Origin of the sequence: Peribacillus sp. FSL H8-0477, assembly GCF_038002765.1 — a bacterium.
Taxonomy (GTDB): domain Bacteria; phylum Bacillota; class Bacilli; order Bacillales; family DSM-1321; genus Peribacillus.
The window spans coordinates 202,495-220,333 of sequence record NZ_JBBODE010000002.1; the positions used below are offsets into that span (position 1 = coordinate 202,495).

Genomic DNA, 17,839 nt, shown 5'->3' on the forward strand with positions numbered 1-17,839 from the left:
GGCTTTTAAGTAATTTAGCTTGTTTTCATGTTGTTCCTTTTTAATAAATCATGATTAGATTCAGCGTTTTATAAAAAATGTAGTGTTTCTTTTGGGTGATAATTGAGAAAACTTTTCTTAAGAGACGTTTGCTTCTATCGATATGATGGAATTGATTAATGGATACGCTGATGTCCTAAGATCAGCACACCGGGCTATTGCCACGGAAAAAACTAAGATAATAAAGGGGCACGAATAAATTGACATTGTTTAGTGAATTAGGATTAGACAGAACATCGATGAAATCAATAGAAAAAATGGGTTTTGAAGAAGCTAGTCCCATTCAAGCACAGACGATTCCATTGGCACTTGAAGGAAAAGATATCATTGGTCAAGCACAAACAGGTACTGGTAAAACAGCTGCTTTTGGTATTCCTTTGATTGAAAATATCGACTTATCTAGTGATAATGTACAGGGAATTGTTATCGCACCTACTCGTGAATTGGCTATTCAAGTTTCGGAAGAACTTTTCAAACTTGGTTACGGAAAACGCACTCGCGTATTAGCAGTTTACGGTGGACAGGATATTGACCGCCAAATCCGTGCTTTAAAGAAAAATCCGCATATCATCGTAGGTACACCTGGTCGTCTATTAGATCATATTAAACGTAAGAACATTAAATTAGGCACTGTTCATACTGTAGTATTGGATGAAGCAGATGAAATGCTGAACATGGGCTTCATTGAAGATATCCAATCTATTCTTTCAAACGTTCCAGAAGAAAGACAAACATTGCTTTTCTCTGCAACAATGCCTGATCCAATCCGTAAAATTGCGGAAAGGTTTATGAAGGATCCTACACTTGTTAAAGTGAAAGCTAAGGAAATGACTGTTTCTCTTATCGATCAATATTATGTTGAGCTAAGAGAAAATGAAAAATTCGATACATTGGCTCGTCTGCTTGATATTCAAACACCAGAACTTGCTATTGTTTTCGGTCGTACGAAACGCCGTGTTGATGAACTTGCATCTGCATTGACAATTCGCGGTTATATGGCAGAAGGAATTCATGGTGATTTAAGCCAAGCAAAACGTATGTCTGTATTGAAGAAATTTAAAGACGGCAACATTGATGTCTTAGTTGCAACAGATGTTGCTGCTCGTGGTCTAGATATTTCTGGTGTTACTCACGTTTATAACTTTGATATTCCTCAAGATCCTGAAAGCTATGTCCACCGTATTGGACGTACAGGAAGAGCTGGAAAGCACGGAGCAGCCGTTTCTTTTGTAACGCCAAGAGAAAGAGGTCAGCTTCACGCAATTGAGCACACAACTAAAAAGAAAATGGAGAAATTAAAAACTCCTACTTTAAGTGAAGCACTTGAAGGACAACAAAAAGCGGTTACTGAAAAAATCGTTAATACTGTTGAAAACGAAGATTTATCATTATACCTTCCACACGCTGAAGAATTACTTCAAAAGCACAGCGCGGTTGATTTAGTGGCTGCAGTCCTTAAAACAATGACTAAAGAACCGGATGCATCTCCGATTAAATTAACGGATGAAGCTCCAGCTGGATCAAAACGTGGTGGATACAAAGGCTCAAACAGCCGTCCACGTAATGGCAGCGGCGGCGGACGCAGCTCATCAGGCGGCGGACGTAAAGATTACGGCGGTGCTAAACGCACTGGCGGCGGAAGCACTAACCGTAAGTCAAATGGTTATGGCAACCGCAGCAGCAGCAGCACAAGTTCGAACAGAGATAAAATCAATAAATAATATGTTTTAAAACAGAAAGAGCCGCTCACTTGTTGAGCGGCTCTTTCTGTTTTTTATTTTGGAAATTATAGTATACTTAAACTAATTAGAATGAGAAAGGGGATGGCATATGGAACCTCAGAAACGTATTGCTACAGATGCACTCAAAGTGTGGAGAATTAGTGGAATCATTGAATCGTTGCTCATTCTGGTAATCAGCATAGCTGGGATTACGCTGACATACATATTTGATTTTCCACGATGGATTATTATTCTTTGCGTATGTGTAATTATCGTGTTTGTTTTTCTTTTTGTGTTCCTTCTACCAACGCTAAGGTGGAAGCGGTGGAGGTATGAGGTAAGAGAAGATGAAATTGAGATACAAAGTGGGATTTGGATTATTAAACGTACACTGATCCCGATGGTTAGAGTTCAACATGTTGAAACAAAGCAAGGACCTCTACTAAGAAGATATGAGCTGGCAACCGTAGAAATTTCAACTGCTGCTACAAGCCATGAGATACCAGCTTTAGAGATAAAAGAAGCCGATGATTTGCGGTTCTATATTTCAAGAATGGCCAGTGTGGAGGAAGAAGATGTATAATCCGAAACGGCTCCATCCAGCTGCTATCTTGTTAATGATTCTGAAAATACTTAAGGACGCTATTTTCCCCCTGGTACTCATTTTTCTTTTTGGAGGAAACAATTTTGGAGAGAAAAGTTATCTGCTGTATCTAGGGTTTGGATTAGTTATTTTGTTTGTTATCGGGTCAGCAGTTCTAACTTGGTTTCGATTTACATACTGGATTGAGAATGGGGAACTTCGTATTGAATCAGGGTTATTTGTTAAAAAGAAACAATACATCCGATTTGAACGCATACATAGTGTGAATATTTCTGAGGGACTGGTTCAGCGATTGTTTGGCTTAGCTAAGCTTCAAATAGAAACGGCTGGCGGGGAACAAGCTGATGTGGAACTAGCTGCGATTAATAAGAAGGAAGCTGAAAGAATTCAATTGACGCTGGCAGAAGGGAAAAGAGAGAAAACACCCGAAGCGGCAGAGTCCGCAGACGTACAAACAGAGAGTATTTTTCAACAGACTTTTCCTCAGCTTTTCTTAATGGCTGCTACTTCCGGTGGCGTAGGCGTTGTTTTTTCCACGTCCGCCGCATTCATTTCTCAATTTGATGAGATTATTCCCTTTGATAAGGTCTTTAGTGGCTTTGAACATGTGTTGGAAGCAAGCCTTATATTTATAACTATTTTGGTGGTGAGTGCCTTTATCGTTGCTTACTTAATTGCTACGATAGGGGTTGTCTTAAAGTATGGTCATTTTACTTTGAAAAAAAAGGGTGAAGAATTAATAATCTCCCGAGGCTTGCTGGAAAAAAGGCAGATTACCATCCCAACTAAGAAGATTCAGGCAATCAGGATATCAGAAAACTTATTAAGGCAGCCTTTAGGGTTGGCGAGTGTCTACATTGAATACGCTGGTGGATCTGCTTCAGAAAATGCTAAGATTATGCTATTTCCACTCATTAAAAGGAAAGATTTGCAGGGACTGCTTGATTCCTTTGTTCCTGGGTATCAATACGAAGCAGCTATGAAAGGTTTGCCGAAGCGAGCATTTTCCCGGTATTTATTTAGGCACTCATTCTTTGCTGTAATCATTATGGCTGCTTGTATCTGGCTGTTCAGACCTTGGGGATTCCTATCATTAGTGCTGATACCGCTATCCTGTCTGTGGGCTTATTTAAGTTTCAGGGAAGCAGGCTGGGAAATTTCGGGCAATCAGCTTCAAGTAAGATTTAGAATCATTTCTAAACAGAGTTACCTATTTCATAAAAATCGAATTCAGTCTATAACTTATTCCACCAATTGGTTTCAATTACGCAAAAGTCTAGCCTCCATTTTTATCACCGCAAAATCCGGAGCAGGTCCGACAATCGGACGGATAAAAGATTTAGAAAAACAAGATACATCAACGATTACACGATGGCTTGCTTCACGTGATTACGAACAAGTTTAACTAAAGTTGTTGAGACCGTTTTTGAAAAAACGGAGCAAAGACAAATCCGGCAATCAGTCCGGTAAAGTGGCCAATCAGATTGATATTCGGTTCAATCAATGACATAATTACTGCGAAAATGGCAAGAGAGTAAATGGTTGTTTCAAATTGTTTGGGTACAGGCTGCTTATGGAAGATAGACGCATAAAGATAAAAACCTAGTAGTCCCATAATCGAATTACTTGCTCCAACATGGACATATGATAAGGGCATGAATAAATAAGTAGCTATATTTGCGATTAGACCTGTTAAAAGAAAGAAGCCTGCGAATAACGAACTTCCTAAATGACGTTCTAATAGAGGGCCGAATAACAGGATGGATAGACTATTAAATAGGAAATGACTAAATGAAATATGGAGAAAAATAGGGGTTAGGAGCCTCCACCATTCACCGTTAGCGATATAGAGATTGACACCTGCCCCATTGTAATAAAGCAAACCCTTAGGGAATAACGGGGAAATATGGAGAACATAAACAGCTAGACAGAGGGAGAGAATGATTAGTGTCATTGGGTAAAGACTAGGGTATTGACGGTAATTATCTGATTTTAGATACATTAGATTCATCCTTTGTAATAGGAATTTAGTTAATCGATAAGCCTGTCTAATGTATATGCGGGTCAGATAAAGGATAGAAGGGAAGCTTATGATAAAGGGAATAGGTATGGATATTGTAGAAATTGACCGAATTCAGGCAATTGTAGATCGACAGCCGAAATTCATCAGCAGAATATTAACAGAGCAGGAGCGTATGCGGTTTTCTAAATTAAAAGGAAACAGACGTTATGAGTATTTTGCCGGCAGGTATGCAGCAAAAGAAGCATTCTCTAAGGCATGGGGTACGGGAATTGGGAAGGAACTTTCTTTCTTGGATATTGAAATTATGGTTGAACCAAGTGGTAAGCCGTATGTCAGTAAACCGTTGAAGAATGGAGTCCATCTTTCTATTACTCATAGCAAAGAGTTTGCAGCGGCTCAGGTGGTTATTGAAGAACAGGAGTAAGCAAACTTCTAAGAGCCTTACTACACTTAAATGTGTAATAAGGCTCTTAGAAGTTTGTACGAATAGTAAGGTTACTTTTCCTTAATATCCATAACCAATGTATCGAATAATTGGTCGCCAATATAAACGAGGAGGGCCCATTTTCCTGCCTTGGGCAGCTCGACATTCGAAGGTAAACTCGCATCTGCTCCATTTATTTCACCACCACCGATACTCGTCCTAGACCAACTCCCATCACTTAAAACAGGACTTATAGTAGAAGTATCTTGGTTGTAACCCACAAGTGTAAATTCACCTTGATCAATCCCCCAAAAATGCCACAACCACTTTCCCGCTTCATTTGGTTTTAACTCTGGACCGAGTAGGCCAAGTTTATTTTTATTCCCACGTGTACCTGTATCAAAGGAGGCAGCCATCCTATCCCAATCGATTTTTTGAATATCTTGTTCCGTAACAAAATTAGGAACATCTTCAGGCAGACTGATTTTATTTGGATTTACCGTGGTTGATGTACAACCACTCATAACAAATAAACAAATAAATAGTGCGATGAAAAGGCTCTTAATTTTCAAGAAGGTTCCTTATTTCTAGTTTTTTGATTGTACCATTAAATACCATTTTCTGGAGTGGTGATCCTGTCTTCGGCTTTTCAGTCATATTGGTACGAGTTGTCTCATATACTCATATTGCTTAGGGAGACAAGGCCTGTTAGAAGGAACATTGACATATAAACCGAAAGACGAGATAAACGGAACTCATGATTTGGTTATGTATTCAATGTCTGGACGCTGCCCTTTCCTCTCTCTTTTACATTTAAATGAAAAGATGGGGGCTGGAGAAATGAAGAAGGTCTTTGCAATTTTTGCAGGAATATTACTGATACTTGCGCTTTCTGCCTGTGGAAAAAAGTCGCAGGATGAAGTAGTGAGTGATTTAAACGAAAAAGTGGATGAAATGAAGGGCTATAAGGTGAATGCTGTTATGACCTTGAAGATGGGAACGGATCCTCAAGTATATGATGTGGAAATCTGGCATAAGAATCCTGATTTTTACAAAGTGAATTTAAAGAATTCTGAAAAAGAACAAAGCCAAATGATTCTCCGTAATGATGAAGGCGTGTATGTACTAACACCTGCTTTGAATAAAAGTTTTAAATTTCAGAGTGAATGGCCAGAAAACAGTAGTCAAGCCTATTTATATGAATCATTGGTAAAGGACATTATGGATGATGAAACAGCAGGATTCAAAGAAACGGATAAACATTACGTCTTTACGACAAAGACACGTTATCAAAATAATAAAATGCTCCCTTACCAGGAGATTACTCTGACCAAACGTGATTTAAAACCGGTCAGTGTCAAAGTAATGGATCCTGATCAAAATGCCCTCGTGACGGTAAAGTTCTCGAAAGTAAACTTCAATGCTGCATTTGATAAGGATGCTTTTGATATGAAGAAAAATATGGCGCGGGCAAAGATGGAGATGCCGGCAATGGCTGGGATGAAGGATGAGAATTTCTCAGTGCGGTATCCAGAAGGAATCGAAGGAGCAACACTTGCGGAGGAGAAAGAAATAGCAATTGAAAATGGACGTCGAGTAGTCTTGACCTATCAAGGTGAGCGTAACTTTACGTTGGTTCAGGAAAAAAGAGATGTCAGAGAAACGACTGTCTTATCGGATTTGGTGAATGGCGAGCCGGTTGATTTAGGCTTTACTTTCGGTGCAATGACAGCTAATACAGTTAGGTGGACATATGAAGGTGTTGATTACACCCTTGCGTCTCAAAATTTAACGGAAGAAGAATTGGTGACGATCGCCCGTTCAGTTAATGGGACAGCAGTAAAATAATGAATGCTGACTCTGCCGATTGACCTAGAAGAACCAACTTCTTTTTTCTGGTGTACTGTATTTGTCCTTCCGTTATTAAAAAAAATTCTCTATAATAAGGGGCACATAACAGTACACTATGAAAGAAGGATTATCTGTGACTTTGCATAATTTTTATAGAGATACTTGGGCAGAAATCAATTTAGATGCTATTTACGAGAATGCAGCAAATATGAAAAAACACCTGCCTCCTGAGATTACTCTCTTTGCGGTTGTAAAGGCAAATGCATATGGTCATGGCGATGTTGAGGTTGCTAAGACTGCAATTCAGGCTGGTGCGGGGTATTTAGCAGTAGCCTTTTTAGATGAAGCACTCGCATTACGAAAAAAAGGAATAACGGCACCGATTTTAGTCTTAGGAGCATCACGCCCTGAAGATGCTCAAATCGCTGCTAAAGAAGCAATAACCTTAACTGTTTTTCAAGCAGGCTGGCTTGAAGCAGCTCAGTCTTTTCTTGAAGGAACGGTTCTAAATATACATGTAAAGTGTGATAGTGGTATGGGGAGAATTGGGATACGGAAACAAGAAGAGATGAATGAAATCGAACGTATTCTTCAGAAAACGAAGTGTTTTGTATTAGAAGGAATCTTTACGCACTTCGCCACTGCGGATCAACTAGATACAGAGTATTTTAGTAATCAGCTTGCTCGATTTGAGGAAATGCTGACATGGCTCAAGGAAAAACCAAAATATGTCCACGCGGCAAATAGTGCTGCATTATTAAGATTCCCAAATGCAGTCTTCAATTCGGTTCGTATGGGTATTTCTTTATATGGCTTGTCACCCTCCATGGAAATGAAAGGCGTTTTACCTTTTAAGCTGCGTCCAGCTTTTTCATTAAAGACCAAACTTGTGCATGTCAAGAATATCTCGAAAGGCCAAAGCGTAAGCTATGGAGCGACCTATACAGCAGAAGAAGATACTTGGATTGGCACGTTGCCTATTGGTTATGCGGATGGCTGGATTCGAATGCTCCAAGGTCAGGAGGTATTGCTTGAAGGTGAAAGGTCTCCGTTAGTTGGGCGGATATGTATGGATCAATGCATGGTTAAATTATCACGAGATTTCCCAGTAGGTACTGAGGTAACGTTAATAGGGAAGAATGCTACTGAGTGTATCACTGTCGATGACATTGCTGAGAAATTAAAGACAATAAACTATGAAGTAACCTGTATGATTTCATCCCGGGTTCCTCGGGTGTATCTGCAGGAAGGACGGGTCACTGGAGTCAGTAATCAACTAATATAATTAATTTATAAATAATATCGTATAAAATATATCTACTTTTGCTGATAATAATATAGAGTTTCGAATATACTCTTTGCAGATAGTAAATTTAATGGTAATATTATAAAGAATATATTATGGTGTGTAGTGATGGTGGAGGTGTATGTTTGTGTCTGAATCCAGCGCAACAAGAGAAATTTTAATTCGATTACCTCAAAACTTTTTATCCGAGCTTGATGGGTATGTTTCTGAAGAAAATGTGAATCGTAGTGAATTTATTTACCATGCGACAAAAGTGTATATTCGTGAAAGAAAAAAAAGAGAATTTCGCGAATCGATGAAACGTGGTTATATTGAGATGGCAGCCATTAACTTAACAATTGCTTCGGAAGCATTTTTGTTAGAATTTGAAGCTGACCATTGCGTTGAACGATTAGCTAGCGGAGGCTGAGCCCTTGATTGTTGTGAAACGTGGTGACGTATACTTCGCAGACCTGTCTCCGGTCGTAGGATCAGAACAAGGCGGGACGCGACCAGTGCTTATCCTTCAAAATGACATTGGAAATCGCTTTAGTCCTACTGTGATTGTAGCAGCCATTACAGCGCAAATTCAAAAAGCCAAATTGCCTACACACGTTGAAATTAATGCCAAGAAATATGGGTTCGAGCGTGATTCAGTTATTTTACTAGAACAGATCCGCACTATTGATAAGCAGCGGCTGACTGATAAAATTACTCATCTTGATGAACCGATGATGGAAAAGGTCAAAGATGCTCTGCAAATTAGTTTAGGACTGGTTGATTTTTAAGAAAATGTCATCCTATTTATTATTCATATAATCTGAATCCTGAGATTCTCAGGATACTTGGAAAAGGCTGATCCGAAAAGGACAGTCTTCTTTTTTTGCATTTTTTTAGCTCATCGATAAAATGGACTTCTTTTTTTCAACTTACGTAAATTAGCAGGGGAAACTATAACATTTGACGAATGAAAGAATAAAAACGTATAGTTAAAATGAGAAGAATCTCCATTTAGTAGGATATTCAGATATAGGAAAAATACTGAAGCAGGTAAATTAATAGATCGTTGAGCAATAGTTAATGATAAATTCGAGATAAATAAGTTTTTATTTACATTTAGATAACATCCATGTTACCTGGAAGGGAATGGCCTAGGGGATGTGTTAGAATGGAGGAAAATATGAATAAACAGGTGTATGATTTTATAAGAAATAACCAAGAATTCATCCTAGAAAAATGGATGGATATTATGAAGAAAAATGCGGATGAGCGTCTTATAAAGGTAATTTCTGATCAGATGTTTACTCAGACAAGCCATGAATTTATTGATATGGTTATTGCCAATATGGAAAGTAAAAATGATGCATTTACAACTAAACTGTCTGATTTTGCAGAAAAAGTTGTTCGCTTAGGCTGGCCGCTCTTCTTTGTGAACGAAGGTTTACATAAATTCACACTGATTGTCTTAAATGGTATGGCTGAACAAAAAATCATAAATCCTGAGAATCAAATTGAGATTATAAATAGCCTTGATAAGTGGTCCTCTCCAATGAATAATGAAATAGTTAATGTGTACACCCATACATGGGAAAGAACCGTATCTCTTCAAAAAATCGCGCTGCAAGAGTTATCTGCACCTTTGATTCCAGTATTAGAGGGCATCACGATTATGCCTTTGATCGGAACCATTGATACAGAAAGAGCAAGGCAAATTATGGAGAACTTACTAACAGGCGTGGTAAAACACCGCTCAGAAGTAGTGCTAATCGATATCACAGGGGTACCTGTCGTTGATACAATGGTTGCTCACCACATTATTCAGGCAGCGGAAGCTGTCCGTTTGGTAGGAGCAAAATGTATGCTGTGCGGCATAAGACCGGAAATTGCACAGACTATTGTTAATTTAGGGATCAATTTGAATGAAATTATTACAAAGAACTCCCTCAAAAAAGGAATAGAGGCAGCTTTAGAAATAACAAGCCGTAAGATTATAGAGGTGGAGGAAGATCATGAGAATTCCAATTTTAAAACTATATGATTGTCTTCTCGTTTCGATACAATGGGAGCTTGACGACGCAACCGCCCTTCAATTTCAGGAAGATTTACTGCAAAAGATCCATGAAACAAATGCTAATGGTGTAGTAATTGATATTACTTCGATTGACTTTATCGATTCCTTTATAGCTAAGGTATTAGGTGATGTCTTTAGTATGTCGAAGCTGATGGGGGCGAAAGTTGTCATAACAGGAATCCAGCCAGCTGTTGCTATTACCCTCATTGAATTAGGAATCACCTTAGATGATGTCCTTACAGCGTTAGATTTAGAGAAAGGCCTGGAGAAATTACAACAGGAATTGGGGGATTAGAAGTATGGAGGTCCAATCCTGCGTAAAAATTATCAATGAATGGGATATCGTGGCCGCTCGACAGCTTGGACGAAATGTGGCGAAGGAACTCGGCTTTGGCACGGTCGATCAAGCAAGAGTTACGACGGCCATTAGTGAGCTGGCAAGAAATATTTATCTATATGCCGGACAAGGTAATATAGCGATAGAAAAAGTCCAGAGAAATGGAAAAGCTGGAATGAAAATAATTGCCATGGACGAAGGTCCTGGAATTAAAGATATTCGAAAAGTGATGGAAGATGGATATACTACTTCAGGAGGACTAGGAGCAGGCCTTCCTGGGGTAAAGAGGTTGATGGATGAATTCGATATCGATTCCACGCCAGGGAAAGGAACGAAAATCCTTGCAACGAAATGGCTTCGTTAGGGGGAGAGGTAATGGAATTCAAAGATAATTTGGAAGGTAAATACCGTGAGGCCCTTTCAAGCTTTCTTAAGGATCAAACAGAACAAGCCTTATACCAAGGACAAAAAATCAGTAGAAAAACGATGGAAAATCGTGTTTCACCTGAAGAAATCATTAGCATGCATAAAAGTATTCTAATGGAAGTTTGTCCTGATGATCCGCAAAAGGTACTTGATTCATTTGATTTTTTAATGGAGGTCATGATGGGATACGGGATTGCATATCGTGAACATCAAAGCTTACGTCATCAGCAGCAGGAGCTCAAATCAGAAATAGAACTAGCAGCAAATGTACAGCATACGCTGCTTGAAACAAAAATTCCGGATGTGAAGGTGATGGATATTGGTGCAATTAGTGTGCCTGCTCGCCAAATGAGCGGAGACTACTATCACTTTGTCCAAGATGAAAACCAAAATATCGGGGTGGCAATAGCCGATGTAATCGGTAAAGGAATTCCAGCTGCGCTTTGTATGTCGATGATTAAATATGCAATGGACAGCCTTCCAGAAAATCGTCATGCTCCGAGTAGTGTTCTTGAAAGTCTTAATCGGGTTGTTGAACAAAATGTCGATCCAAGTATGTTTATCACGATGTTTTATGGGCTTTATAACCCGGATAATCACGTTTTTTCGTATGCTGCAGCGGGCCATGAGCCAGGGTTTTATTATGAAGCAAGCACAGATACGATGAGTGATTTAGATGCCAGAGGGTTGTTATTGGGGGTCGAGAAAAAAACCAAGTACCGCCAATACGAAAAGCAAGTTGAACCTGGAGATATGATTATTCTGCTTTCCGATGGTGTAACAGAATGCCGGACAAGTGAAGGGTTTATCGAAAGAGAAACATTAATGCAATTTATAAGAAATAATCTCCATCTAGGAGCGCAGGAAATTGTCAATAATATCTTTAAGCAGCTGGAGAAAATGCAGCACTTTGAACTAAGAGATGATTTTACTTTAATTATTTTAAAAAGAGATGTTTAAGAGTAATTAAACTGGGTATATAAAAACATGGATATTGAGATATAAAGGTGGGTCAATCGAATGAATATTACAATTGATGTTAAAGATATAAACTCAACCGTAGAAGTGCAAGTTAAAGGCGAAATTGACGCTTATACAGCACCAAAGCTTAGAGAATCATTATTTCCGCTTTCAGAGCAGGCTAATGTTTCTATGGTAGTCGATTTAACAGAAGTATCTTATATGGACAGTACTGGCTTAGGAGTATTTGTAGGTTTGTTTAAAAGTGTAAGAGCGCATAATGGAGAATTCAAGCTGATTGGATTATCTGAACGTCTGCGCCGTCTGTTTGATATTACCGGTCTAGCCGATATTATCGATATTAAAAGTCATGCAGAGGGTGGGTTAGAATGAGTCAAGCATACGATTTTATTGAAATGAAAATACCCGCAAAGCCAAATTTCATTGGAGTAATTCGTTTGACCCTTTCAGGTATCGCCAGCCGAATGGGCTTCACTTATGATGAAATTGAGGACTTGAAAATCGCTACAAGTGAAGCTTGTACGAATGCAGTTCAGCATGCATATAAAGATAATCAAGGCGAAGTGAAAATTAGTTTTGGCCTTTATGAAGATCGTTTAGAAGTCATGGTCTCAGATAGTGGAGAAAGTTGTGACTTTGATGAAGTACGCCAAGGATTAGGACCGTATGAGAATGGACAAAACGTAGAATTCCTTCGAGAAGGAGGCTTGGGCCTTTACCTCATAGAGACTCTAATGGATGAAGTGAAAATTCACCAGCATGAAGGGGTCACGGTATTTATGACTAAGTTTATAGAGCGGGAGCAGGTGGAGATGGATGCAAAGACACTCTCAACCTAATCAGATGACTAAAGACAAGGTCAATGCTTGGATTAAAGCTTACCAACTCCACCAAGATGAGGAAGCTCAACAACAACTTGTTCTTCATTATAAAGGCTTAGTTGAAACGATTGCGCGAAAGTATTCAAAGGGAAGATCCTTTCAAGAAGATATCTCTCAAGTAGGGATGATCGGATTGCTTGGTGCAATTCGTCGATATGATGAAAGTTTTGGAAAGAGTTTTGAAGCGTTCGCAGTACCAACTATCATCGGAGAAATTAAACGTTTCTTACGTGATAAAACATGGAGTGTTCATGTTCCGCGTCGTATCAAAGAACTTGGACCGAAAATTCGGGTTACGGTTGAAGAACTTACAACAGAACTTCATCGGTCACCTAGAATTGATGAAATTGCAGAGCACCTTGACGTACCAGAGGAAGAAATTCTAGAAGCAATGGAAATGGGAAAAAGTTATCAAGCTTTATCAGTTGATCATTCTATTGAAGCGGATTCAGATGGAGGAACCGTTACTCTTCTGGATATCTTCGGAAATGTTGATGAGGGCTTTGAACGAGTTAATCAACGCCTTGTTCTGGAAAAGGTTCTACATGTATTGAGTGAAAGAGAAAAGATGATTATTCAATATACGTACCTTGAAAACCTTAGTCAAAAAGAAGCAGGAGAAAAACTAGATATTTCCCAAATGCATGTATCGCGTCTTCAACGAAGAGCGATTAAAAAACTGCAAGTGGCTATAAATGCAGAAAATAATACGGAGTCTCTATAATGATTAAAGAAGTACTCAGGGAGAAGGAGCTAGAAGTGTTAGCTTCCCAATCCTCCAAAAATGGGATGCCCTATTGCGGAGATGATTACTTTTTCATGAATACAAATGAGTATTTCCTATGCGTTCTCGCAGATGGTCTCGGCAGTGGTAAATTCGCATACGAGTCCTCAAGTGCAATAACTGATGAGGTTAAGAATTATCATCATGAAAGTGTCGAGACCCTCATGTCACTTTGTAATAATACACAGGTGAATAAAAGAGGGGCAGCGGTGTCCATTCTGAAGATATACTATGACACGAAAGAGTTTGTATACAGTTCAGTAGGAAATATCCGTTTTTTTCTGTATAACCCCGACTCAGATAAGTTGGTTTATCCATTACCGGTAACCGGTTATTTATCTGGCAGGAAACAAAAGTATCATACGCAAAGATTTAAATATGAATCAAACGCGAAATTTATACTCCACTCAGATGGCGTTTCTCTGCAGGGAGCAAAATCTTTATTGAACACAAGATTTTCTCTTGAACGGAACGCTCAATTGATTTTAGATGGGAATACCATTCAGTCTGATGATTCTACATTTATAATAGGAAGCTTACTTTCTTGAGAAATCATAAAAGTAAGCTTTTTTATGTTAGGTGCTTTTGGTTGTATGAAACAGAGTGAAGATTCGCAACATGCTTTTTGATTTGTTAGACTAGTTATAAGCAATAAAGAGATAATGATTATTTTTTTACATAAAGAGCGGAGGAATCCCGATGGTAGCAGAAGAAAATCAATTAAAACTGATCATTAAACAAGTAGTAAAAGAATTAAATTTAAAAGTTAATCAAGTTCAAAGTGTCATTAACTTGTTAAATGAGGGGAATACTGTCCCGTTTATTGCTCGATATCGGAAAGAGATGACCGGTTCGTTGGATGAAGTAGAAATTCGCTCGATAATGGATAGATGGAAGTACCTTGAAAATCTTCATACTCGTAAAGAAGAAGTAGTACGTATTATTGAAGAACAAGGCAAATTAACACCCGAGCTGAAAGCTCAAATTGAACAATCGGTAAAGCTGCAAGAAATTGAAGATCTTTATCGGCCGTATAAGCAAAAAAGAAGGACGAAAGCCACTGTAGCTAAAGAAAAAGGGTTAGAACCTTTTGCTTTATGGTTGATGGAATTTCATCCTGAATCTGTTTTGCCTAAGGCAGAGGAATTTATTTCTGCTGATTTAGAAGTTTTAACGGCAGACGATGCTATTGCTGGTGCAAAGGATATTATTGCTGAGCAGATCTCTGACGACGCTTCACTGCGAAAGTGGATGAGGGCAGATGTCTTTAAAACGGGGAAAATAATGTCCGTTAGTAAAAATGAGGATGCCGACGAGAAAAAAATCTTTGAAATGTATTATGAATATGAAGAGCCTGTTCAAAAGATTGTCCCTCACCGAGTTCTTGCGCTCAACCGTGGAGAAAAAGAAGATATTTTAAGAGTGTCGATTGAGCCGAAGGAAGAAGCAATTATCGAGTATATGGTAAGAAAAATCATTAATAAAAATGAATCAGAATCCGCAAGTTTTGTGACCGAAGCCATTGAAGATAGCTTCAAACGTTTGATTTTTCCTTCAATTGAGCGTGAAATTAGGAAAGAACTAACCGAGAAGGCTGAAGATCAAGCCATACATATATTCTCTGAAAATCTGAAGAATTTATTGCTGCAGCCACCTTTAAAAGGAAAAGTCATACTTGCATTAGATCCAGCGTTTCGAACAGGCTGCAAACTTGCTGTACTTGATGAAACAGGAAAAGTCATTGATATTAGTGTTATTTATCCACATGCTCCGATTAATAAAAAAGCAGAGGCCCGAGATAAAACAATTTCGCTCATTGAACAGTTTGATGTAGAAGTGGTAGCGATAGGGAATGGGACAGCTTCAAGGGAGTCGGAACAATTTATTGCAGATATCCTTAAAGACTTGCAGCGGAATATTTCGTATATCATCGTAAATGAAGCGGGTGCAAGTATTTATTCAGCATCTGAAATAGCGCGTGATGAATTTCCTGACTTACAAGTTGAACAGCGCAGTGCCGTATCTATTGGCAGAAGGCTTCAGGATCCACTTGCTGAATTGGTGAAAATAGATCCGCAATCTGTTGGTGTAGGGCAATATCAGCATGATGTATCACAGAAAAAATTAGCTGAATCGTTAACATTTGTCGTAGAAACGGCTGTTAATCAGGTAGGAGTAAATGTTAACACGGCTTCACCGTCATTACTTCAGTATGTGGCAGGACTATCAAAGACTGTCGCGCAAAATATCGTGAAGAAAAGAGAAGAAGAAGGAAAGTTTGAAAGTAGAAAACAATTAAAAAACATTCCAAGACTCGGTGCAAAAACCTATGAACAAAGCATTGGTTTCATGAGGATTATAGATGGTACAGAACCACTGGACCAAACATCTATTCATCCTGAAAATTATGGTGCTGTGACAAAACTACTGAAAAAATTAGGTTCGACTAAAGCTGAATTGGGAAGTGAAGCGTTAACTCAGTCATTAAAGCATTTAGATGTAAAGGCGTATTCAGAGGAACTGGATATCGGTGAAATTACCCTGAAAGATATCATAGAAGCTTTGATGAAGCCGGGCAGAGACCCCCGGGATGAACTGCCTAAACCATTGTTGAAGAAAGACGTGCTTAAAATGGAGGATTTACAGAAAGGGATGGAACTACAAGGTACGGTCCGAAATGTTGTCGACTTTGGTGCTTTTGTCGACATCGGGGTTAAGCAGGATGGTCTTGTCCATATCTCCAAACTAAGCAACCGTTTTGTCAAACACCCACTGGATCTTGTGTCAGTAGGAGATGTTGTTACGGTATGGGTTGAGCAGATAGATGTTAATAAACAACGCGTATCATTAACTATGCTTGAACCTAAAGAACAGACTATGTAAAAGACTGCCCCTTTCTTCTATATAGAAGAAAGGGGTATTTTTATGGATTGTTAACCACTATAGGTTGACAAGTTCTCTGCTATAAATGAATTCGTTCTTTTTTACGATAATAAAACCAGCATTGATTAAGTAATTTGATTTGATAGGAGTCTTTTTCATAGAAAGCCCGTTTCATTTGGTTTTGTAACCAATTTGGCATGGATAAACCTCCTGGTTTTCTCACTAGTTACCACTATGTTTATGATATAATGGGTTGTCATGTTACCAGGAAAGGGAGAAGTTAATGGATAACGAGATGCTTCAGGAGTTAGTCGAAGATATTTCGGAAAGAGAATTTGGTAAAACGTTTAGGCATCAAGCAAGTTTTAATTCTCGCTTACGGACGACAGGCGGCCGATACTTACTTCGATCTCATAATATCGAGATTAATGAAAAATATTACTTAGAAGGCGGAATGGATGTTTTAGTAGGGATTATTAAACATGAGCTATGTCACTATCACCTTCATCTAGAAGGAAAAGGATATCAGCACAGAGATGCCAGTTTTAGAAAATTACTAAGAGAAGTAGAAGCCCCGCGTTTCTGCAAGCCCCTTGCTTCACAGCAAGTTAAACAGAAGAAGTCGAGAATTCTTATGTACTCTTGTACAAGCTGCAGCCAGATTTATCAGAGAAAGAGAAGAATAAATCTAACGAAATATGTTTGTGGAAAGTGTAAAGGAAGACTGGTGTTGACAAAAGAAATCATAGCCCAATGAAAAGTTCTTTAGATTTATCAATGGTTGAAACCCTTGTGGTTATTGAGTTTACGGCTTTAAAACTTCTTTCTTAAATAATAAATGAAGAATATTAAAAAAGAGTGTTGACTTTTGATAACAATGTCCTTATAATCTAAAGAGTCGAGAAAATAACTTACGGGTTTTTAACGGCAGACAAGATACATTATTCCGCAGTAGCTCAGTGGTAGAGCATTCGGCTGTTAACCGAACGGTCGTAGGTTCGAGTCCTACCTGCGGAGCCATATGGGGAAGTACTCAAGAGGCTGAAGAGGCGCCCCTGCTAAGGGTGTAGGTCGCGCGAGCGGCGCGAGGGTTCAAATCCCTCCTTCTCCGCCAGGAACATTTTTTAAGGCCCCTTGGTCAAGCGGTTAAGACACCGCCCTTTCACGGCGGTAACACGGGTTCGAATCCCGTAGGGGTCACTTTATACATAATTTAATGGTCCGGTAGTTCAGTTGGTTAGAATGCCTGCCTGTCACGCAGGAGGTCGCGGGTTCGAGTCCCGTCCGGACCGCCATTATTATTTTAAAAAAGTACTTGCAGTGAAACATCGTAATGTGATAAGATGATTTTCTGTATTAGATTTATTGGGCTATAGCCAAGCGGTAAGGCAACGGACTTTGACTCCGTCATGCGTAGGTTCAAATCCTGCTAGCCCAGCCATTTTTTTGTACGAGCCATTAGCTCAGTTGGTAGAGCATCTGACTTTTAATCAGAGGGTCGTAGGTTCGAATCCTACATGGCTCACCAT

21 protein-coding genes and 6 tRNA genes are annotated in these 17,839 nt (G+C 39.0%); 24 read left to right on the top strand and 3 right to left on the bottom strand.

From position 1 onward, the window contains the following. The first annotated feature begins 239 nt into the window (after positions 1-239). The 3 genes from MHI18_RS12750 to MHI18_RS12760 all read left to right on the top strand — a co-directional run bounded on the left by MHI18_RS12750 (position 240) and on the right by MHI18_RS12760 (position 3,769). Positions 240-1,760: a DEAD/DEAH box helicase gene (locus MHI18_RS12750; RefSeq protein ID WP_340847887.1), complete on the top strand. Its 1,521-nt coding sequence runs from the start codon at positions 240-242 to the stop codon at positions 1,758-1,760. Between the two features lie 109 nt (positions 1,761-1,869). Next, positions 1,870-2,343 (top strand): PH domain-containing protein, encoded by a 474-nt coding sequence (locus tag MHI18_RS12755; RefSeq protein ID WP_340847888.1) that lies wholly within the window; start codon positions 1,870-1,872, stop codon positions 2,341-2,343. Next, positions 2,336-3,769, top strand: a complete 1,434-nt coding sequence (locus MHI18_RS12760; RefSeq protein WP_340847890.1) for a PH domain-containing protein — start codon at positions 2,336-2,338, stop codon at positions 3,767-3,769. The genes MHI18_RS12755 and MHI18_RS12760 overlap by 8 nt, the downstream gene beginning before the upstream one ends. Here the strand turns inward: MHI18_RS12760 and MHI18_RS12765 are convergent, their stop codons facing one another. Then, entirely contained in the window at positions 3,770-4,366 is a 597-nt protein-coding gene (locus MHI18_RS12765) for a rhomboid family intramembrane serine protease (RefSeq protein WP_340847892.1), read from the bottom strand. An 88-nt stretch (positions 4,367-4,454) separates the two neighbouring features. Between MHI18_RS12765 and acpS the strand changes: the two genes are divergently transcribed. Then, positions 4,455-4,811 (top strand): holo-ACP synthase, encoded by a 357-nt coding sequence (acpS, locus tag MHI18_RS12770; protein WP_340847893.1) that lies wholly within the window; start codon positions 4,455-4,457, stop codon positions 4,809-4,811. A gap of 71 nt (positions 4,812-4,882) precedes the next feature. Here the strand turns inward: acpS and MHI18_RS12775 are convergent, their stop codons facing one another. Beyond that, positions 4,883-5,383 (bottom strand): hypothetical protein, encoded by a 501-nt coding sequence (locus tag MHI18_RS12775; protein ID WP_340847894.1) that lies wholly within the window; start codon positions 5,381-5,383, stop codon positions 4,883-4,885. 268 nt (positions 5,384-5,651) lie between these two features. Between MHI18_RS12775 and MHI18_RS12780 the strand changes: the two genes are divergently transcribed. The 13 genes from MHI18_RS12780 (at position 5,652) to MHI18_RS12840 (ending at position 16,310) form a co-directional block, all read left to right on the top strand. Continuing rightward, positions 5,652-6,659 (top strand): LolA family protein, encoded by a 1,008-nt coding sequence (locus tag MHI18_RS12780; protein ID WP_340847895.1) that lies wholly within the window; start codon positions 5,652-5,654, stop codon positions 6,657-6,659. Between the two features lie 118 nt (positions 6,660-6,777). Then, positions 6,778-7,947, top strand: a complete 1,170-nt coding sequence (gene alr / locus MHI18_RS12785; RefSeq protein ID WP_445669993.1) for an alanine racemase — start codon at positions 6,778-6,780, stop codon at positions 7,945-7,947. Positions 7,948-8,095: 148 nt separating this feature from the next. Next, the gene (locus MHI18_RS12790) at positions 8,096-8,377 is read left to right on the top strand and encodes a CopG family ribbon-helix-helix protein (RefSeq protein WP_040373983.1); all 282 of its coding nucleotides are present in this window, start codon (positions 8,096-8,098) and stop codon (positions 8,375-8,377) included. Positions 8,378-8,384: 7 nt separating this feature from the next. Beyond that, the gene (locus MHI18_RS12795) at positions 8,385-8,735 is read left to right on the top strand and encodes a type II toxin-antitoxin system PemK/MazF family toxin (RefSeq protein ID WP_040373999.1); all 351 of its coding nucleotides are present in this window, start codon (positions 8,385-8,387) and stop codon (positions 8,733-8,735) included. Between the two features lie 392 nt (positions 8,736-9,127). Beyond that, complete coding sequence (locus MHI18_RS12800; RefSeq protein WP_340850285.1) at positions 9,128-9,985, top strand: RsbT co-antagonist protein RsbRA; 858 nt, start codon at positions 9,128-9,130, stop codon at positions 9,983-9,985. Next, the gene (locus tag MHI18_RS12805) at positions 9,957-10,313 is read left to right on the top strand and encodes an STAS domain-containing protein (protein ID WP_040373982.1); all 357 of its coding nucleotides are present in this window, start codon (positions 9,957-9,959) and stop codon (positions 10,311-10,313) included. The genes MHI18_RS12800 and MHI18_RS12805 overlap by 29 nt, the downstream gene beginning before the upstream one ends. Before the next feature lie 4 nt (positions 10,314-10,317). Next, positions 10,318-10,719 carry an anti-sigma regulatory factor gene (locus MHI18_RS12810; RefSeq protein WP_340847897.1) on the top strand — a complete coding sequence of 134 codons (402 nt, stop codon included), beginning with the start codon at positions 10,318-10,320 and terminating at the stop codon, positions 10,717-10,719. An 11-nt stretch (positions 10,720-10,730) separates the two neighbouring features. After that, positions 10,731-11,741, top strand: a complete 1,011-nt coding sequence (locus MHI18_RS12815; protein WP_340847898.1) for a PP2C family protein-serine/threonine phosphatase — start codon at positions 10,731-10,733, stop codon at positions 11,739-11,741. A 60-nt stretch (positions 11,742-11,801) separates the two neighbouring features. After that, positions 11,802-12,134, top strand: coding sequence for an anti-sigma factor antagonist (locus MHI18_RS12820; protein WP_040373979.1), 333 nt, complete (start codon positions 11,802-11,804; stop codon positions 12,132-12,134). After that, positions 12,131-12,601, top strand: coding sequence for an anti-sigma B factor RsbW (rsbW, locus tag MHI18_RS12825; RefSeq protein ID WP_340847900.1), 471 nt, complete (start codon positions 12,131-12,133; stop codon positions 12,599-12,601). The genes MHI18_RS12820 and rsbW overlap by 4 nt, the downstream gene beginning before the upstream one ends. Further along, the gene (sigB, locus tag MHI18_RS12830; protein ID WP_340847901.1) at positions 12,579-13,367 is read left to right on the top strand and encodes an RNA polymerase sigma factor SigB; all 789 of its coding nucleotides are present in this window, start codon (positions 12,579-12,581) and stop codon (positions 13,365-13,367) included. The genes rsbW and sigB overlap by 23 nt, the downstream gene beginning before the upstream one ends. Beyond that, positions 13,367-13,975 (top strand): PP2C family serine/threonine-protein phosphatase, encoded by a 609-nt coding sequence (locus tag MHI18_RS12835; protein ID WP_340847903.1) that lies wholly within the window; start codon positions 13,367-13,369, stop codon positions 13,973-13,975. Before sigB ends, MHI18_RS12835 begins: the two co-directional genes overlap by 1 nt. Before the next feature lie 151 nt (positions 13,976-14,126). After that, a complete protein-coding gene (locus MHI18_RS12840) occupies positions 14,127-16,310 on the top strand; it encodes a Tex family protein (RefSeq protein ID WP_340847904.1) in 2,184 nt (727 codons plus the stop codon). A gap of 79 nt (positions 16,311-16,389) precedes the next feature. On the opposite strand, the gene cmpA is transcribed toward MHI18_RS12840, so the two are convergent. Continuing rightward, positions 16,390-16,509 carry a cortex morphogenetic protein CmpA gene (gene cmpA / locus MHI18_RS12845; protein ID WP_152526437.1) on the bottom strand — a complete coding sequence of 40 codons (120 nt, stop codon included), beginning with the start codon at positions 16,507-16,509 and terminating at the stop codon, positions 16,390-16,392. A gap of 84 nt (positions 16,510-16,593) precedes the next feature. On the opposite strand from cmpA, the gene MHI18_RS12850 reads away from it, so the two are divergent. The 7 genes from MHI18_RS12850 (at position 16,594) to MHI18_RS12880 (ending at position 17,838) form a co-directional block, all read left to right on the top strand. Then, entirely contained in the window at positions 16,594-17,067 is a 474-nt protein-coding gene (locus MHI18_RS12850; protein WP_340847905.1) for a SprT family protein, read from the top strand. A 188-nt stretch (positions 17,068-17,255) separates the two neighbouring features. After that, positions 17,256-17,330, top strand: a tRNA-Asn gene (locus tag MHI18_RS12855). Between the two features lie 3 nt (positions 17,331-17,333). Beyond that, a tRNA-Ser gene (locus tag MHI18_RS12860) sits at positions 17,334-17,424 on the top strand. Between the two features lie 14 nt (positions 17,425-17,438). After that, positions 17,439-17,510 (top strand) — tRNA-Glu (locus MHI18_RS12865). A gap of 18 nt (positions 17,511-17,528) precedes the next feature. After that, positions 17,529-17,605, top strand: a tRNA-Asp gene (locus tag MHI18_RS12870). A 71-nt stretch (positions 17,606-17,676) separates the two neighbouring features. Next, positions 17,677-17,751 (top strand) — tRNA-Gln (locus MHI18_RS12875). A gap of 11 nt (positions 17,752-17,762) precedes the next feature. Next, a tRNA-Lys gene (locus MHI18_RS12880) sits at positions 17,763-17,838 on the top strand. Position 17,839: the final 1 nt, after the last annotated feature.

Bases quoted from the DNA above. Each gene is read 5' to 3' on its own strand.
- MHI18_RS12755 (WP_340847888.1), top strand. From the start codon at position 1,870: ATGGAACCTCAGAAACGTATTGCTACAGATGCACTCAAAGTGTGGAGA.
- MHI18_RS12760 (WP_340847890.1), top strand. From the start codon at position 2,336: ATGTATAATCCGAAACGGCTCCATCCAGCTGCTATCTTGTTAATGATT.
- MHI18_RS12765 (WP_340847892.1), bottom strand. From the start codon at position 4,366: ATGTATCTAAAATCAGATAATTACCGTCAATACCCTAGTCTTTACCCA.
- acpS (WP_340847893.1), top strand. From the start codon at position 4,455: ATGATAAAGGGAATAGGTATGGATATTGTAGAAATTGACCGAATTCAG.
- MHI18_RS12780 (WP_340847895.1), top strand. From the start codon at position 5,652: ATGAAGAAGGTCTTTGCAATTTTTGCAGGAATATTACTGATACTTGCG.
- alr (WP_445669993.1), top strand. From the start codon at position 6,778: ATGAAAGAAGGATTATCTGTGACTTTGCATAATTTTTATAGAGATACT.
- MHI18_RS12800 (WP_340850285.1), top strand. From the start codon at position 9,128: ATGAATAAACAGGTGTATGATTTTATAAGAAATAACCAAGAATTCATC.
- MHI18_RS12805 (WP_040373982.1), top strand. From the start codon at position 9,957: ATGAGAATTCCAATTTTAAAACTATATGATTGTCTTCTCGTTTCGATA.
- MHI18_RS12810 (WP_340847897.1), top strand. From the start codon at position 10,318: ATGGAGGTCCAATCCTGCGTAAAAATTATCAATGAATGGGATATCGTG.
- MHI18_RS12815 (WP_340847898.1), top strand. From the start codon at position 10,731: ATGGAATTCAAAGATAATTTGGAAGGTAAATACCGTGAGGCCCTTTCA.
- MHI18_RS12820 (WP_040373979.1), top strand. From the start codon at position 11,802: ATGAATATTACAATTGATGTTAAAGATATAAACTCAACCGTAGAAGTG.
- rsbW (WP_340847900.1), top strand. From the start codon at position 12,131: ATGAGTCAAGCATACGATTTTATTGAAATGAAAATACCCGCAAAGCCA.
- sigB (WP_340847901.1), top strand. From the start codon at position 12,579: ATGCAAAGACACTCTCAACCTAATCAGATGACTAAAGACAAGGTCAAT.
- MHI18_RS12835 (WP_340847903.1), top strand. From the start codon at position 13,367: ATGATTAAAGAAGTACTCAGGGAGAAGGAGCTAGAAGTGTTAGCTTCC.
- MHI18_RS12840 (WP_340847904.1), top strand. From the start codon at position 14,127: ATGGTAGCAGAAGAAAATCAATTAAAACTGATCATTAAACAAGTAGTA.
- cmpA (WP_152526437.1), bottom strand. From the start codon at position 16,509: ATGCCAAATTGGTTACAAAACCAAATGAAACGGGCTTTCTATGAAAAA.
- MHI18_RS12850 (WP_340847905.1), top strand. From the start codon at position 16,594: ATGGATAACGAGATGCTTCAGGAGTTAGTCGAAGATATTTCGGAAAGA.